The sequence below is a fragment of the Shuttleworthella sp. genome (assembly GCF_057251025.1).
The window spans coordinates 1-16,873 of sequence record NZ_DBHIDN010000009.1 but is presented as its reverse complement, the minus strand read 5'-3'; the positions used below and the strand labels follow the sequence as shown (position 1 = coordinate 16,873).

Below are 16,873 nucleotides of genomic sequence, written 5' to 3'. Positions count from 1 at the left end.
CCCGGTCGCTTCTTGGATATTAAAGAGGGAGCAATAAGGGAGGACTTATTTTGAGAGACGAGTTCAGACCAAGGCGGGGGATACTGATCTATTTCCTGATCCTGTTTATTCTGGTGGCAATTTGGTATTTCAACGCCCCCGGACTTCATAAGACCATGAGCGAGAGCCAGTTCCAGACAGCCCTTCATGCGGGCCAGGTCAAGACGGTGGTGCTTCATCAGAACGCCCAGGTTCCGACGGGAAGCGCGGATGTCGAGCTGACCGACGGGCAGATCTACAAGCTGGCGACCACGGACGTGCGAGCCCTGGAGAACCGGCTGAAGGAGGCGCATTTTGACAACTATGCCCTCAAGGATGTGGAGAGCAACCAGTGGATCATCGCTATTGCTCCGGCAATCGTTGTGGGCGTCATCGTGATCGTCTTCTTCCTCTTCATAATGAATGCCCAGAACCGGGCCCAGAACGGGGTCAATAACTCGATGATGGACTTCGGCAAGAGCCGGGCCAGGAAGGCCGGGGAGGGGGACACCAAGCTGACCTTCTCAGATGTGGCCGGTCTCCAGGAGGAGAAGGAGAATTTGAGAGAACTGGTGGACTTCCTGTCAGATCCGGGCAAGTTTACCCGGGTGGGAGCCCGCATCCCCAAGGGTGTGATCCTGGTAGGGCCTCCGGGGACCGGAAAGACCCTGCTTGCCAAGGCAGTGGCTGGAGAGGCAGGCGTGCCCTTCTTCTCCATCTCCGGATCGGACTTCGTTGAGATGTTCGTCGGTGTCGGGGCTTCTCGTGTCAGAGACCTCTTCGCCCAAGCCAAGAAGAATGCCCCCTGCATCGTCTTCATCGATGAGATTGACGCTGTCGCGAGACGGCGGGGAGCAGGTCTTGGCGGCGGCCATGATGAGAGAGAGCAGACCCTGAACCAGCTGCTTGTTGAGATGGATGGCTTCGGGGTCAATGAGGGGATCATTGTCATGGCGGCCACCAACCGGGTGGATATCCTGGACCCTGCCATTATGCGGCCGGGGCGCTTTGACCGGTCTGTCTTCGTGGGGCGGCCGGATGTGAAGGGGCGGGAGGAGATCCTCCGCGTCCACACCAGAAACAAGCCTCTGGCAGAGGATGTCGACCTTGTGACAGTGGCGAGGACGACGGTCGGCTTTACCGGTGCAGACTTGGAGAACCTGATGAATGAGTCTGCCATTTCCGCAGCCAGAGAAGGCCGGGCCTATGTCAAGATGGACGATGTCCGTGCCTCCTTCGTCAAGGTCGGGATCGGGACGGAGAAGAAGAGCCGGATTATTTCCGACCGGGAGAAGAGGATCACGGCGTATCATGAGTCCGGACACGCCATTCTCTTTCATGTGCTGCCGGATGTCGGCCCGGTCTATTCCGTCTCCATTATTCCCACGGGAGCTTCCGCGGCCGGCTATACAATGCCCCTTCCGGAGAAGAATGACATGTTCGCCACCCGGGGGAAGATGTTCCAGGACATCGTCGTCTCCTTCGGAGGCCGTGTTGCAGAGGAACTGATCTTTGACGATGTGACAACCGGGGCCTCCGCCGATATCAAGCAGGCGACCCGGGCGGCCAGGGAGATGGTGACCAAGTACGGCTTCTCAGACAAGATCGGTCCCATCGCCTATGGCGATGACGATGAGGAGGTCTTCATCGGCAGGGACCTGGCCCATGCCAAGACCTACGCGGAGTCGACCCAGGCGGACATCGATGCGGAAGTGCACAAAATTATCTCCTCGGCCTATGACCGGGCCAAGGAGATTCTGACAGCCAATATGGATGTTCTTCACCGGTGCGCGGACCTGCTCTTAAAGCAGGAGAAGATTCACCGGGATGAATTCGAGCAACTCTTTTCGGAGTCCTACCAGCAGCCGGAGGAGACCGGCGTGGCAGTCGAGGAGATGTAGAGAATCCGAAGAATCAGCGGCGCCGCAGGGCCTTCCTGAACATCCCACCGATACAGATGAGGACGATGACCAGGGCGGCCAGGGTGGTCGGGTTGAGACCGCCGTTTTTGGCGTAGCATCTGCTTGGATTGTCCGGGTCATAGGCAATGGTGATGGTCGTTCCCTCTGAGAGGGTGGTGTCCCGGTTGAAGTGGGCCCAGCTCTGGATCTTCTGTCCGTTCACCGTGTATTCCAGCTGGATCTGGCTCTTGTATCTTGTCTCAGAGCCCTCGCTTCGCACCTGGTAGTTCTCCACCTTTAGGATGGTGGCCTCGGTCTTGGGATAGGAGTAGTAGGGGCTGAGCTTTCGGACGGAGATGACGACGCCGGCTGCCGCAAGCAGGATACATAGGATTACAAGCCCGATCCAGATTGCCTTTGCAACGTTTTTCATAATGTGGCTCCTTTCTCTGAACTACAGATAAGTGTAACACAGAAGAAAGGGGACGGATCAGATCGAATCGCACCGGACCGGATTGAACTGCACCAGATTGAACCGGACCGGATCCGATATGAGACGGGTGAAGAAGGGGATTCCCTCTTCTTCGTCCGTTTTTTATTTTTTCGGGTCATTTCATAAACGTTTCATATAGGACCAGTAACATGGGCCTGTAGCCAAAAGAGCCGGGAGCGCGAGGACCTTCTGCCTGCCGGGGCAAATGAGAAAGGAGCTGAGGCTAGCAGTGATCAGAAACGCCATCGCATATGTCTTGCGAAAGAAGAACCGAACATTGATCGTATTCGTCATTCTGACTCTGGTTCTCTCCTGCCTGTACCTATGCTTAAACATTATGCGGGCGAGTGAGAATTTGGAGCGGACCCTGTACAAGTCTTCGAATTCATCCCTGTCCATCAGCAAGAAGGACGCGGACGGATACTTTGGGATCAGTCAATTCGCCTCGGTCAGCCGGATCAAGGAGATCTCCGAGGCGAGCCCCAAGTATGAGGGCCTGGCCAAGCTCATCGGCGCGGATGCCGTCGAGGGAGAACAGAAGGTGAGCCGAGATGATCTTGCGGACGGGTTCAAGAACCTGGTCTCCATCGAGGCCGGAGGCTCTACAGACAAGAGTGTCCTCTTCAGCAGTGGGGTCTTCAGCCTGAAAGAGGGGAGGGGCATTCAAAAAGACGATAGGGACAGCCTGCTTGTCCACGAGGAATTCGCCAGGAAAAACAAGCTCAAGCTAAACGATGAGGTCTGCCTGGAGTACATTGATCCCAGGAAGGCGGACCAGAAGGAAGAGGCGCGTCGCTATAAGATTGTCGGGATCTTCTCCGGGAAGAAACAGGAGAAGTACACGGGCCTCTCGTCGGACCTGAGCGAGAACATGATGTTCGCGGATTATGAATCCAGTCAGAGGGGGCTTGGGCTCACAGGAGACCAGCAGATCGCCAATCAGATGTTCCTGTCCTGCGCAGATCCGGAGAAAATGGAGGAGGCTGCAAGGAAGGTCCGGGAGCTTCCGGTGGACTGGACCAAATACAGCGTCGACAAGAATGCCAGCGCCTTCCAGGAGGCCCTTGCGTCCATCAGCGGGGTCAGGCACATGATCGGAATCATGACCTACGCCATCATGGCCGGCGGGGTCGTCGTCCTGTCCTTGATCCTAATCCTGTGGCTGAGAGAGAGAATCTATGAAATCGGGATTCTCCTGTCCATCGGAGTCAGCAAGGTTAAGATCATAACGCAGTTTATCCTGGAACTGCTCTTGATATCCATTCCGACAAGTCTCATTTCCTTTATCATCGGGAATCTGGCCGTCGGGCAGATTGCCGGCGGACTTCTGGGGGCAGAGCAGACAGGCTCCCTCATGACGGGACTTTCGATTGGAGGAGGCCCGGACCGGCTGCTTGTCCTGGCCCAGAGCTATGGCATATTGACAGCCGTCATCGTCGTATCGGTGATCATTGCTTCTGCAATGATTTTGACCAAAACGCCCAAAGAGATTTTATCCAAAATCAGTTAGGAGGCCAGTGTGAATATCTTAGAGATGAAGAATGTGACATACAGCTATTCCGGTTCCAAGGAGAGAGTGCTGTCATCGGTCAACCAGGGATTTGAATGTGGGAATTTCTATGCGATCATCGGAAAATCCGGCGCGGGAAAGTCGACCCTCCTCTCCCTCCTCGCGGGCTTAGACCGGCCGGACCGGGGACAGATCCTCTTCAAGAATGAGGATATCGTAAAGGATGGATATACGAAGCATCGGAAGAATCATATCTCTCTGGTCTTCCAGAATTACAACCTGATCGACTACCTCTCACCGCTTGAGAATGTTCGGCTGGTCAACAGCAAGGCCTCCGAGGAGATCCTGCTGGAGCTTGGGCTCGACAAGAGCCAGATCCGGCGGAATGTCATGAAATTATCCGGTGGCCAGCAGCAGAGAGTTGCGATCGCAAGGGCCCTGGTCTCCGAGGCCCCCATCATTCTGGCGGATGAGCCCACCGGAAACCTGGACGAGACCACAGCCGGAGAGATCATAGGGGTCTTGAAGAAGCTGGCCAAGGAGAGAAATAAGTGCGTCATCGTGGTGACGCACAGCAAAGAAGTCGCCAGCGCAGCCGACACGATCCTGGAATTGAGCAATAAGAAAATCAAGCAGGTCAAGTACATCTAGGAGGGTGACAATGATCAGAAACGCATTTGCCTATGTCACAAGAAAGAGCCTGAAATCCCTCATTATCTTCCTGGTAGTCCTGTCCATGTCCGTCTTGAGCCTGATCAGTCTGTCGATCAGGGAGGCCACAAACCGGGCGTCCGCAGAGACCTTCGGGACCATCACCAACAGCTTCTCCATGGAGATCAACCGGCGGGTCAACCAGGGGACGCCCAGAGGGGGCGGCAATGTCAGGGGGCAGGACATCAAGAAGATCGCCGAGTCCAAGAATATCGACGGCTATGTGAAGAGAATCAACAGCGTGGCAGATCTGGACGGCTATGACATCATAGAGACCAAGGAAACGCTGGCCAACCAGTCCGAGGAGCGGGCGAAGAACTTCAAGAGGACCGTCATGCTGACCGGGGTCAACGACTCCTCCAAGGAGACCAAGTTCGTCTCCGGAGCCTATCAGCTGGTTGAGGGACAGCACCTGACCGGGACGGATAAGAACAAGATCCTGATGCACAAGGATCTGGCGGCCAAGAACAATCTCAAGGTCGGGGACAAGCTGAAGCTCAAGTCCAACCTCTATGATGCGGACAATGAGAAGGGCGCCAATGAGACCGTGGAGGTGGAAATCAAGGGCTTATTCGACGGCCACAACAAGGGCGGCGTGAGTGCGGCGCAGGAGCTTTACGAGAACACCCTGATCACAGACCTGGACACGGCGGCGAAGGTCTACGGCAACACGGAGGACACCGCAAGCTACCAGGATGCAACCTTCTTCGTGAAGGGAAATAAGAATCTGGACCAGGTCATCAAGGAACTGGGCTCCCTGGACATCAACTGGAAGTCCTACAACCTGATCAAGAGCTCCTCCAACTATCCGGCCCTGCAGAAGTCCATTTCCGGGGTGTACGCAATCGCCAACCAGCTGCTGACCGGTTCCCTGATCTTTGCCGGACTCGTTGTATCTCTCCTCCTCCTCCTCTGGATGAATGCCAGGAAGAAGGAGATCGCGGTTCTCCTGTCACTTGGTTTCTCCAAGCTGAGGATCCTGGGCCAGTTTATGGCGGAACTCGTCTTCATCGCAATCCCGGCCTATATTGGGGCTTACTTCCTGGCCGGTTATGCGGGCAAGGCTCTCGGAAACCGTATTCTGCAGAGAGTGACCGGAAATATCGCAGATCAGATCGCCAAGCAGTCGGCCTCCACCGGACTGGGCGGCGGCGCGGAAGTGGATGGCTTCAACAAGACCCTGACCAGCCTGGACGTCATTGTAGGACCTAAGGCCCTCCTCTATGTGGTCCTCTTTATGTCCCTGATTCTGGTTGTCTCCGTTCTGATCTCGTCCTTCGCGATCTTGAAGAAGAGTCCCAAGGACCTGCTGACCGATACCAAATAAACGAGGGCAAGTAAGTAAAAGCAAGAGCCGATCGCCACAGGTCGTCTGCGCATCCCCGGCGCAGAAGCCGGCGGTCGGCTTCTTTTCGCGCATAGACATCCCCGCGGTCGGTCGGTAAAATAGGGGTTGATGCGTGAGCAAGCGGTCCGGGCAGAGAGGAAGAGACCATGAAAGTACTTGTTGTCGAGGATGATCCCATGATTCGGGAGGGGATCTGTGAATACCTGTCGGAATACGGCTATGAGATGATTGAGGCGAAAGACGGGCGGGAGGCCCTGGCCAGATTCAGAGAGGGAGAGACAGACCTGGTGATCCTGGACATCCAGATCCCGTGGATCAACGGGCTTGAGGTACTGAGGGAAATCCGCAGAGAGAGCAGGCTGCCGGTCCTGATTCTGACGGCCTTCAGCGATGAGGAGTATAAGATCGAGGCATTTACAAGCCTGGCGGACGGCTATATTGAGAAGCCCTTCTCTCTGCCGGTCCTAAAGGCCCGGGTCGATTCTCTGATCGAGCGGCACTTGGGCCTGACAGACCGGTTTTACTATAAGGACACGGAGGTAAATTTCAGCAGCTATTCAGCCAAGCTCGGAGGAAAGCCGGTGGATGTGAACGCCAAGGAGCTGGAGATTCTCAAGTTCCTGCTGGAGAATGAGGGTTGCGCCCTGACCCGGGCCCAGATCCTGGACGGGGTCTGGAAGGAGACGGAGGAGATTCCCTATGATCGCGTGATTGACGTCTATATCAAGGAGCTGCGAAAGAAGCTTGGCTTAGACTGCATCGTCACCATTCGAAATGTGGGCTACAAGCTGGAGAGAAGATGAAGAACCTGAAAATATTCCCCAAGATGTTCTTACAGACTTTTGCCATCTTGAGCATCCTTATTATTCTAATCCACCTGCTTATCTTCTTCGTCTTCCCCAAGACCTATCTGGAGACAAGAAAGCAGGAGGTGTCCGCCAAGGCTGATGAGATCTCCAGCAATATCCAGGGAAGGGATCTGCGCTTTGTGGAGCAGTCCCTGGACTTCTACTCCAAGACCAGTGAGATCAAGGCTTTTGTAAAAGACGGGGGGACAAGCGACGAGGTCCGAATCAAGGAGGAAGTGGGGGCCGACTTAAAGAGCAGCAGCAACTCCCTGGTCATTGAAGAGCGGGCGGTACAGCTGAATACAGGAGAGAAGATCTATGTGCAGTTTGTCTCAACGGCGGACATGCAAAGGGACGCCAAGGATCTGAGCCTGAAATTCCTGCCCTATTCCCTCTTCCTATCCTTCCTCCTCTCGGTTGTCATCGCCCTGATCTACGCCAAGTCCATCACAAACAGCATCCAGGAGATTAAGGATGTCACAGACCAGATGATGAAACTGGACAAGGATGCCAGCCTGAAGGTGGACTCGACGAATGAAGTGGGCCAGCTGAAGGGGCAGATCAACGAGCTCTATGATACCCTTCTGAGCTCGATGGAGGATCTGGAGCAAAAGAACCGGGAGGTCCTGCGGCTGGAGAAGCTGAAATATGACTTCTTCCGAGGGGCCTCGCATGAACTGAAAACGCCCCTGGCCAGCCTGAAAATCATCCTGGAGAATATGCAGTATCGGATCGGCAAGTATAAGGACCGGGATAAGTATATCGGAAACTGTCTGGTCCTTGTCGATCATCTGACGCGCAATATCTCCCAGATGCTGTCCCTGTCCTCCCTGGAAGAACTCAAGGACGACGAGGAGCGGATCCGGATCCGAGATGTCTTAGACCCGGTCATCGACCAGTACCGGATCCTGGCTGCTCAGAGACAGATTGCAGTCAGCCGGGAGCTCGCCGATGAGACCATCTATATGGGAAGAAGAGCTCTCAAAATGGTCCTGTCGAACCTGATCAGCAACGCGGTCAAGTATACGGACGAGGGCGGCAAGGTCCATGTCGGGACGGACGGGGGCTGGCTCTATGTGGAGAACTCCCTTGACCGAACGACCGGGGAGGAAGTCGGTCGGCGCTTCGATGCCCATTTCGATCCGAAGAGGGAGAACAGCAATGGCTTGGGCCTGTATATCGTGAGAAACATCCTGTCAAACTACGGGATCGACTACCGGGTGGCCAGGAGTGGCGCCGGCATTCGCTTCTCGATCCGGCTGGCCCGGGAGGAGCCTGTTTCCATTGCGGATCGTTTGTGATGTGGAATATAATGATTCTTGTGGGCTTTAAAGAAATTTCCCTTTGCGCGGTGTGAAGCAGAAGCGGGGGAAGAGAAAGGGGTGAGAGGATGATCGAAGAAGCAATCGCTAAGGTCAAAGAGGCGGAAGCCAGGGCCGATGAGATCGTCGCTCAGGCCAGGCAGCAGGCGGCGCAGATCCGCCGGCAGGCAGAGGATGACGCGGTCAGGGCGAAGGAAGAGGCCCTTGCAGAGGCGGACCGGGATCGAAAGGAAGCGCGGAGGACGGCAGATGCGCTGGTTGCCGCAAAGAGCCAAGGCCTTCTGGAGGAAGGAGACTGGCGGGAACCGTCGAAGGACAAGCAAGAAGCGGCGATTGACGCTGTAATCGGTCTGGCAGAGACGTAAGGAGGTTGTGTCATGGCGATTGTCAAAATGCAGAAAATCAGCATCGCCGCCTCAAATAAGCACAGAAAAGAGATTCTGGAGCAGCTCCAGGCCATGGGGCTGATTGAGCTCTGCGAGGAGCAGATTCAGGACAGTGACCTAAAGAAAATGGATACCCAGGTCGCACGCAATAACTTCGACCGGGCGGCCCAGACCCTGGAGACGGGACTGAAGCTGCTCAAGGAGTACGCGCCGGAGAAGGAGGCCGGTCTCTCTCTCTTTGCTGAGAAGGCCTTGATCTCGCGGGGAGAGCTTGACGCGCACTGTGCGAGGGCGGCTGAAATTCTGGCCAGAGCGCAGAAACTGGTAAATCTGGAGAAGGAAATTCACGAGCTGGAGGGGGCCAATCTCAAGGACCGGGTGACCATCAGCGGGCTCCGTCCCTGGAGTTCTCTGGACATTCCCATGGGGATGCGGGGGACCGGGAAGACGGACCTCTTCATCGGAAGCTTCCCGGGGGACCAGACCGAGGAGGACCTGCTCGCAGGCCTGACGGAAGGCCTTCCGGAGGAGGCCCCGGTGGATCTGACGGTCCTGGCCAGGGAGAACGGCCTGACCTGTGTCTGCCTGCTCGCCGCAAAGTCGGTTCGTCAAGACCTGGAAGATAAAATGCGGCAGATGGGTTTTGCCAGGCCTGCGACCGCCTGTCGACGGATTCCTGCGGACAAGATCAGAGCTCTTGAGGACAAGATCACAGATCGGAAGAGGCAGATTGAAGAAAACCAGAAGAAAATGGCCTCTTACGGCGACTCGCGCCGGGACTTTCGCATCTGCGCAGACTACTATCGGAGCAGGGCGGCCAAGTATGAACTCCTGGGCAAGATCCCCCAGAGCCGGCATATCTTCTTCCTCCAGGGCTGGGTGACGGCGGAGGCGGCCGGGCCCCTGGCCGGACTTCTGGAAGAGACCTACGGGGCCCTGGTACAGCGAGAAGAGATCTGCGAGGGAGAGTCGGAGCCAACCGTGCTCGACAATCCGCCGATTGCTAAGCCGGTCGAGCCCATTCTGGCCTCCTACGGTCTTCCGACGCATGGGAGATTTGACCCGACGAAAATCATGACCTTCTTCTATGTGGTCTTCTTCGGGATGATGCTGTCCGATGCGGGATACGGGATTCTGGTATCTCTGGGAACAGGGATTGTTCTTCTCCGTCACAAGCGACTGGAGGAGGGGATCAAGCGAATGCTGGAGCTCTTCTTCATGTGCGGTCTGTCGACCAGCTTCTGGGGCTTTATGTACGGCGGCTTCTTCGGCAACGCCATCGATACCATAGCGAACACCTTCTTCGGATACCGGGGGGAGGCCATTGTAAAACCGCTCTGGTTCGAGCCCCTGAAGGATCCCATGCGGCTACTGATCTGGTGTATGCTCTTCGGACTCATCCACCTCTATACGGGCCTTGCAATCAAGGGCTACGAGACACTCAAGGCGCGCGATACGGTTGGTTTCGTCTCAGATATCCTGTCCTGGTTTATGATGCTGACCGGACTGGTCCTGATGCTGCTCCCCACAGATCTCTACGGGTCGATTGCGGGGACGGCCTATCAGTTCCCGGCCTGGCTTGTCACCCTGTCCAAGATCCTGGCGGGGGGCGGAGCCCTGTTGATTCTCTTTATGAGCGGGAGGTCTAAGAAAAACTGGGCGCTCCGCATCGCCCTGGGCGCCTATGACATCTACGGGGTGACCGGTTGGCTGTCAGACCTTCTCTCTTATTCGCGGCTTCTGGCCCTGGGACTTGCAACCGGCGTCATCGCCAATGTCATCAATCTGATGGCGAGCATGTTCGGCGGGGGGATTGTGGGAGCGGTGCTCTTCATCCTCATCTTCATCCTGGGCCACAGCCTGAATATCGGGATTAACCTGCTGGGGGCATACGTTCACACCAACCGGCTGCAATATGTCGAATTCTTCAGTAAGTTCTATGACGGGGGAGGAAGAGCCTTCCGGCCCTTCGTCAGCAATTACAAGTACATTCAAATCAAGGAGGACAAGTAAGATGAGTTTAGGAATGGTATTTGCATTAACAGGAGCCGTACTCTCAACGATTCTGGCGGGCATGGGATCCGCTTGGGGCGTAGGACTGGCCGGACAGGCGGCCGCCGGCGTCGTGGCGGAGGATCCGGATCAGTTCGCCAAGGTCCTTCTCCTGCAGCTTCTGCCGGGTACACAGGGCATCTACGGACTCCTGGTCACCTTCATTACCCTGACCAGGATCGGGATCCTGGGAGGAAGCGCTGTCACAGATCCGGGGACGGGTCTTCTGTATCTGGCAGCCTGCCTTCCCATCGCTATCGTGGGACTGGTATCCGGCTATCACCAGGGCCGCACCTCGGTTGCCTCTATCGGAATCGTGGCCAAGAAGCCGGACCAGTTCGGTAAGGCCATGCTCTTCCCCGCCATGGTAGAGACCTACGCCATCCTGGCCCTTCTGGTCTCTATTCTTGCGGTTTCCAACATCGGATGATGTGGTCCGGAGCATAGAAGAGACAGAGACAGGAGTGCGTATGGCAGGAATAGATCATATTCAAGCTGAAATCTTGCAGGAGGCGCGGGCCACAGCGGATGCTCTGCTTGAGAGCGCCCGGGCGGATGCCGGCCAATTGGCCGAGGAGACTGCCGGGGAAGTGGAGGCAGTCCGCCGGGCCGCAGATGAGGACTGCGCCAGGATCAGGGAGGCCGGGCAGGTTCGCCTGGCGTCGCGGCAGGAGATGCTGAGGAGACAGGAGCGATTGCGCAGGAAGCAGGAACTGGTCACCGGCCTGATTGACGAGGCCTACCGCCGTCTTGTGGAGGAAGATCCGGATGCTTACTGGAAGAGGATCCTCCTGTTTCTCGACGCACATATTCATCCCGGAGAGGGAAGGATCTGCTTCTCGGAGAGAGACCTAAGCCGCATGCCCGCCGCGGTCAGACAGGCAATTGAGACCCGGGCGGGGGCAGCCGGAGCCAAGCTTGCCATAGAGTCGGATGCGTCCGTGACCGATGGCTTCATCCTTGACTTCGGAGGGATCGATGAGAATTGTACGCTGAAGGCGATTTTCGCAGAGCGTTATGACAAGATGCAGGATGCGGTTACAAGAATCCTGTGGCAGGAGTAAATGTCTATGAGGGATATGGAATATACCTTTGCGGTAGCCAGAATCCGCGTGTTGGAGAAGCATTTGCTCAGCAATGACGACCTGGAGCTTATGATCGGCCTCAAGGATGTGCCGGCAGTCATGGCCTATCTGATCGATAAGGGCTGGGGCAAGGGGAGCGAGCAGGATCCGGACCGCCTCCTGGCTGATGAGGCCGCAAAGTCGGTGGACCTGATGCGGGAGCTCAAGCTGGACGAGGAACTCTTTCGGCTCCTGACTTACCCCTCCTACTTCCACAACCTGAAGGCGGGGATCAAGGAGCTCTGCACCGGGATCTGCGTTCCCGGCGCCTACTATGATCTGGAGGACTTTGGCAGAGAGGATCTTCTGGACTTGCTCAGGGAGAAGAACTACAGGGCCCTCCCGGAGGACATGCAGGAGGTCGCCGGAGAGGCTTATGAGACCATGGCGAGGACGCAGGACGGCCAGAGATGCGACCTTCTGGTGGACCGTGCCTGTCTTGACGCCATGATGAAGAGGGCGAGAGAGAGCCGCTGTGACCTGATCCGGGCCTATGAGGACATGACCGTTGCAGTGGCGGACATCCGCATCGCCTGCCGGGCGGCCAAGACCGGCAAGAGCCTGACCTTCCTGAAGGAGAGCCTGGCGGAGTGCGACAGCATCTCAGCCTCGGCCCTGGCGGATGCAGCCAGCCGGGGAAGTGAGGAGCTCCTGGCATACTTAAGGGGTCAGGGGCACGGTCAGGCGGCAGACGCCATTGAGGAGGGGGCCTCGGCATTTGACCGCTGGTGCGACAATCGCCTGATTGAGACCCTAAGGCCGCAGAAGACCAATTCCGTCTCGGCCGGTCCTCTTGTGGCCTATTATCTGGCAAAAGAGAATGAGATCAAGAGCGTTCGCATTCTCCTGACAGCCAAGGCCAATGGCTTCTCGGACGAGGCAATTCGCGGAAGGATGCGTGAGATGTATGGATAAGATTGCAGTCATGGGAGATTACGACAGCATCTACGGTTTCGGGGCCCTGGGCATGGAACTCTTTCCGACGGAGCCGGGCCGGGATCCCGCGGAGACCCTGCGCAGGCTGGCGCAGAGCGGCTATGGCATTATTTATGTCACGGAGGCAGTCTGCGTCAATCTCAAGGACCTGATGGAAGAATACCGCGAGCAGATCTGCCCGGCGATCATCCCGATCCCCGGAGGAGGCAGGGACACCGGGATCGGTGTTGCGGCGGTTAAGTGTTCTGTTGAGCAGGCGGTCGGAAGCGACATCCTCTTCTCTCAGAATTAAGATAGGAAAGCGAGGCGTGCGATGAGCACTGGAGTGATCAAGAAGGTGGCGGGCCCCCTGGTTATTGCGACCGGGATGCGCGATGCCAATATGTCTGACGTGGTTCGTGTCAGCAAGGAGCAGCTGATCGGGGAGATCATCGAGATGCATGGGGATGAAGCCTCCATTCAGGTGTATGAGGAGACTCAGGGTCTGGGCCCCGGCGAGCCCGTGGAGTCCACCGGTATGCCCATGTCCGTGGAACTCGGCCCGGGACTCATCGGGTCCATCTACGATGGGATCCAGCGTCCCCTCAATAAGATCCGGGAGATGTCCGGTTCTGATTTCCTCCACCGGGGCGTGCAGGTAGCCGCTCTGGATGAGGAGAAGGTCTGGGACTTCTGTCCCGGCGTCTCCGTGGGAGATGAGGTCGAGGCCGGCGATATTCTCGGCACGGTGGAGGAGACCGCTGTTGTCACCCAGAAGATCATGGTTCCATACCGGGTGGCCGGCCGAATCAAGCGCATCGAGGGCGGGCCGCACACGATCAGGGATGTAGTGGCGGTCATCGAGACAGACCGGGGAGATGTGGACGTGACCATGGTTCAGAAGTGGCCGGTCCGTCGTCAGCGCCCCTATGCCAGGAAGCTGGCTCCCAACATGCCGCTCGTGACGGGACAGCGTGTCATCGACGCCTTCTTTCCCATCGCAAAGGGCGGCGTGGCGGCAATCCCCGGTCCCTTCGGCTCCGGAAAGACCGTCACCCAGCACCAGCTGGCCAAGTGGTCGGAGGCGGATATCGTCGTCTATATCGGCTGCGGCGAGCGCGGCAATGAGATGACCGATGTCCTAAACGAGTTCCCGGAACTGGTTGATCCCAAGACCGGAGAGTCTCTTATGAAGAGAACGGTCCTGATCGCCAACACTTCCGATATGCCCGTCGCGGCCCGCGAGGCCTCGATCTACACCGGAATCACAATAGCGGAGTACTTCCGCGACATGGGATATTCGGTTGCCCTGATGGCGGATTCCACGTCCCGCTGGGCGGAGGCCCTGCGCGAGATGTCCGGCCGCCTGGAGGAAATGCCCGGTGAGGAGGGCTATCCCGCCTATCTGGGCTCCCGCCTGGCCCAGTTCTACGAGCGGGCCGGACGGGTGATCTCCCTGGGCCGGGAGGGCCGGGAGGGACAGCTGTCCGCTATCGGCGCCGTATCTCCCCCGGGAGGCGATATCTCTGAGCCCGTCTCCCAGGCCACCCTGCGCATTGTCAAGGTATTCTGGGGACTGGACGCCAACCTGGCCTACCAGAGACATTTTCCGGCCATTAACTGGCTGAATTCCTATTCAAACTATCTGGATGACATGGAACCCTGGTTCAATGAGAACGTCAAGGCGGACTGGATGCAGGTCCGCCAGCATCTCATGTCTCTTCTGACCGAGGAGGCCTCACTCAATGAGATTGTAAAGATGGTCGGAATGGACGCCCTCTCTCCCCAGGACCGGCTGAAGATGGAGGCGGCCAGGAGTATCAGGGAGGATTTCCTCCACCAGAACTCCTTCGATGAGATTGACACCTATACCTCTCTTCCCAAGCAGTATGACATGATGAAGCTGGTATACGCCTTCTACGAGGAGGGAAGCAAGGCCCTGAAGGCAGGGGCCAACATTGAGGACATCGTCAATATGCAGGTCCGCGAGCGCATCGGCCGTTTCAAGTACACCGCGGAGGATAGGATCGAGGCTGAGTATCAGTCTGTGCAGCTTGCGCTTACAACCGAGGCCGCTGCTCTGACCCAGAATAAGGAGGGCTAAATTATGGCGAAGGAATATCGCACGATACAGGAAGTCGCCGGACCTCTGATGTTGGTACAGGGCGTCTCGGATGTCACCTACAATGAGATGGGGGAGATCGAGCTGGCAGACGGAAGCGTCCGCCGCTGCAAGGTCCTGGAGATTGACGGAAGCAATGCGCTGGTTCAGCTCTTCGAGTCTTCCGACGGAATCAATCTGTCTGACTCGAAGGTCCGCTTCTTGGGCAAATCCCTGGAATTGGGCGTGTCTGAGGACATGCTGGGCCGGGTCTTCGACGGCATGGGGCAGACCATCGACGACGGCCCCCAGATCCTTCCCGAGAAGCGGATGGATATCAACGGCCTGCCCATGAATCCGGCAGCCCGCCAGTACCCCTCCGAGTTCATTCAGACCGGGGTCTCATCCATTGATGGCCTGAACACCCTGGTCCGCGGGCAGAAGCTGCCGATCTTCTCGGCCTCCGGCCTGCCCCATGCCAGGCTGGCGGCTCAGATCGCCCGCCAGGCCAAGGTTCGGGGAACCGACGAGCCCTTCGCCGTCGTCTTCGCCGCCATGGGCATCACCTTCGAGGAGGCCAACTTCTTCCAGGAGTCCTTCCGGCAGACGGGGGCGATCGACCGGACGGTGCTTTTCATCAACCTGGCCAATGATCCCGCGGTCGAGCGGATTTCCACCCCCCGCATGGCCCTGACCGCCGCGGAGTACCTGGCATTTGAGAAGGACATGCACGTCCTTGTCATCATGACGGACATCACCAACTACGCGGACGCCCTCCGCGAGATCTCCGCGGCCCGCAAGGAGGTCCCCGGGCGAAGAGGATATCCCGGATACATGTACACGGACCTGGCGACCATGTATGAGAGGGCAGGCCGTCTGCGCGGGCACAAGGGCTCCATCACCATGATCCCCATCCTGTCCATGCCGGAAGATGACAAGACCCATCCCATTCCCGACCTGACCGGGTATATCACAGAGGGGCAGATCATCCTGAGCCGCGACCTCTATCGCAAGGGGATCACCCCGCCCGTAGATGTCATGCCCTCCCTGTCCCGCCTGAAGGACAAGGGAATCGGAGTCGGCAAGACCAGAGAGGACCATGCGGCGACGATGAACCAGCTCTTCGCGGCCTATGCCAGAGGCAAGGACGCCAAGGAACTCATGGTCATCCTGGGAGAGGCCGCTCTGACAGAGATGGATCTCCTCTATGCCAGATTTGCGGATGAATTTGAGAGTCAATATATCTCCCAGGGCTATCAGACCGACCGGTCCATCGAGGAGACGCTGGATCTGGGCTGGGATCTCTTGCGTCTGCTTCCGAGGTCGGAGCTCAAGCGAATCAGCGATGAGATGCTGGACCGCTATTATGAGAAATAAAAGGGGAGGACAGCTACATGGCGGGAACGAATGTAAATCCCACGCGAATGGAACTGACCCGGCAGAAACAGAAACTGATGACTGCGGTCAAGGGACACCGCCTGCTCAAGGACAAGCGGGATGAGCTGATGCGGGAGTTCCTGGACCAGGTTCGCCAGAATATGGACCTGCGCCTGAAAGTCGAGGCGGGAATCAAGAGGGCCAACGCCGGATTGGTTCTGGCCAGAGCGGGGATGTCGGAGGAGCTTCTGAAGGAGGCCCTGATGGCGCCCAAGCAGGAGATCTTCTTAAAAAGTTCCAGGCGCAATATCATGTCTGTCGATATTCCGCAGTATGAAATCGACATGCGCACCAGTGATCCCAATGACATCTACTCTTATGGCTTCGCCTTTACCTCCGGGGAATTGGATTCGGCAGTCAGAGAACTGGCGGACCTGACGGAGGACATGCTTCGCCTGGCGGAGAGGGAGAAGGCCTGCCAGCTGATGGCGGCAGAGATCGAGCGGACCAGGCGGAGGGTCAATGCGCTGGAGCATGTCATCATCCCGGAGGCCCGGGAAAATATTCGGATGATTTCCATGAAACTGGATGAGAATGAGCGGTCTACGCAGGTTCGGCTGATGAAGGTTAAGGACATGGTCTTAAAACAGGCCAGGGAGGCAAAGAGGAAGGAGAGAGCTTCCTGATCGCCCTGAGGCGATAGAATACAGATCGCTGTGAGAAAGTCACAGCAGAGGAGAGGACTCCCATTGATCGGATGGTCATTG

16 protein-coding genes are annotated in these 16,873 nt (G+C 57.2%); 15 read left to right on the top strand and 1 reads right to left on the bottom strand.

What is annotated here, in order from left to right:
- The first annotated feature begins 50 nt into the window (after window positions 1-50).
- A complete protein-coding gene (gene ftsH, locus ACO5R6_RS03660; RefSeq protein WP_485625836.1) occupies window positions 51-1,919 on the top strand; it encodes an ATP-dependent zinc metalloprotease FtsH in 1,869 nt (622 codons plus the stop codon).
- 13 nt (window positions 1,920-1,932) lie between these two features.
- On the opposite strand, the gene ACO5R6_RS03655 is transcribed toward ftsH, so the two are convergent.
- Entirely contained in the window at window positions 1,933-2,352 is a 420-nt protein-coding gene (locus ACO5R6_RS03655) for a DUF3592 domain-containing protein (RefSeq protein ID WP_485625835.1), read from the bottom strand.
- Between the two features lie 265 nt (window positions 2,353-2,617).
- Here ACO5R6_RS03655 and ACO5R6_RS03650 point away from each other — a divergent pair, with 265 nt between their 5' ends.
- From ACO5R6_RS03650 to ACO5R6_RS03585, 14 genes are all read left to right on the top strand, one after another.
- On the top strand, window positions 2,618-3,922 hold the full coding sequence (locus ACO5R6_RS03650; protein ID WP_485625834.1) for an ABC transporter permease: 1,305 nt from the start codon (window positions 2,618-2,620) through the stop codon (window positions 3,920-3,922).
- Window positions 3,923-3,931: 9 nt separating this feature from the next.
- A complete protein-coding gene (locus ACO5R6_RS03645) occupies window positions 3,932-4,573 on the top strand; it encodes an ABC transporter ATP-binding protein (RefSeq protein WP_485625833.1) in 642 nt (213 codons plus the stop codon).
- Window positions 4,574-4,583: 10 nt separating this feature from the next.
- On the top strand, window positions 4,584-5,960 hold the full coding sequence (locus ACO5R6_RS03640; protein ID WP_485625832.1) for an ABC transporter permease: 1,377 nt from the start codon (window positions 4,584-4,586) through the stop codon (window positions 5,958-5,960).
- 167 nt (window positions 5,961-6,127) lie between these two features.
- Entirely contained in the window at window positions 6,128-6,784 is a 657-nt protein-coding gene (locus ACO5R6_RS03635; RefSeq protein WP_485625831.1) for a response regulator transcription factor, read from the top strand.
- Window positions 6,781-8,130 (top strand): sensor histidine kinase, encoded by a 1,350-nt coding sequence (locus tag ACO5R6_RS03630; RefSeq protein WP_485625830.1) that lies wholly within the window; start codon window positions 6,781-6,783, stop codon window positions 8,128-8,130. The genes ACO5R6_RS03635 and ACO5R6_RS03630 overlap by 4 nt, the downstream gene beginning before the upstream one ends.
- 89 nt (window positions 8,131-8,219) lie before the next feature.
- Entirely contained in the window at window positions 8,220-8,516 is a 297-nt protein-coding gene (locus tag ACO5R6_RS03625; RefSeq protein WP_485625829.1) for a hypothetical protein, read from the top strand.
- Between the two features lie 12 nt (window positions 8,517-8,528).
- Window positions 8,529-10,550: a V-type ATP synthase subunit I gene (locus ACO5R6_RS03620; protein WP_485625828.1), complete on the top strand. Its 2,022-nt coding sequence runs from the start codon at window positions 8,529-8,531 to the stop codon at window positions 10,548-10,550.
- Between the two features lies 1 nt (window position 10,551).
- Window positions 10,552-11,019, top strand: a complete 468-nt coding sequence (locus ACO5R6_RS03615; RefSeq protein WP_485625827.1) for a V-type ATP synthase subunit K — start codon at window positions 10,552-10,554, stop codon at window positions 11,017-11,019.
- Between the two features lie 40 nt (window positions 11,020-11,059).
- Window positions 11,060-11,653 (top strand): hypothetical protein, encoded by a 594-nt coding sequence (locus ACO5R6_RS03610; RefSeq protein WP_485625826.1) that lies wholly within the window; start codon window positions 11,060-11,062, stop codon window positions 11,651-11,653.
- A 6-nt stretch (window positions 11,654-11,659) separates the two neighbouring features.
- Complete coding sequence (locus ACO5R6_RS03605; protein WP_485625825.1) at window positions 11,660-12,628, top strand: V-type ATPase subunit; 969 nt, start codon at window positions 11,660-11,662, stop codon at window positions 12,626-12,628.
- A complete protein-coding gene (locus tag ACO5R6_RS03600; protein ID WP_485625824.1) occupies window positions 12,621-12,941 on the top strand; it encodes a V-type ATP synthase subunit F in 321 nt (106 codons plus the stop codon). The genes ACO5R6_RS03605 and ACO5R6_RS03600 overlap by 8 nt, the downstream gene beginning before the upstream one ends.
- Before the next feature lie 21 nt (window positions 12,942-12,962).
- Window positions 12,963-14,732, top strand: a complete 1,770-nt coding sequence (locus tag ACO5R6_RS03595; RefSeq protein ID WP_485625823.1) for a V-type ATP synthase subunit A — start codon at window positions 12,963-12,965, stop codon at window positions 14,730-14,732.
- Window positions 14,733-14,735: 3 nt separating this feature from the next.
- Window positions 14,736-16,106 (top strand): V-type ATP synthase subunit B, encoded by a 1,371-nt coding sequence (locus ACO5R6_RS03590; RefSeq protein WP_485625822.1) that lies wholly within the window; start codon window positions 14,736-14,738, stop codon window positions 16,104-16,106.
- Between the two features lie 17 nt (window positions 16,107-16,123).
- The gene (locus ACO5R6_RS03585; RefSeq protein WP_485625821.1) at window positions 16,124-16,792 is read left to right on the top strand and encodes a V-type ATP synthase subunit D; all 669 of its coding nucleotides are present in this window, start codon (window positions 16,124-16,126) and stop codon (window positions 16,790-16,792) included.
- The last annotated feature ends 81 nt before the right edge of the window (window positions 16,793-16,873 follow it).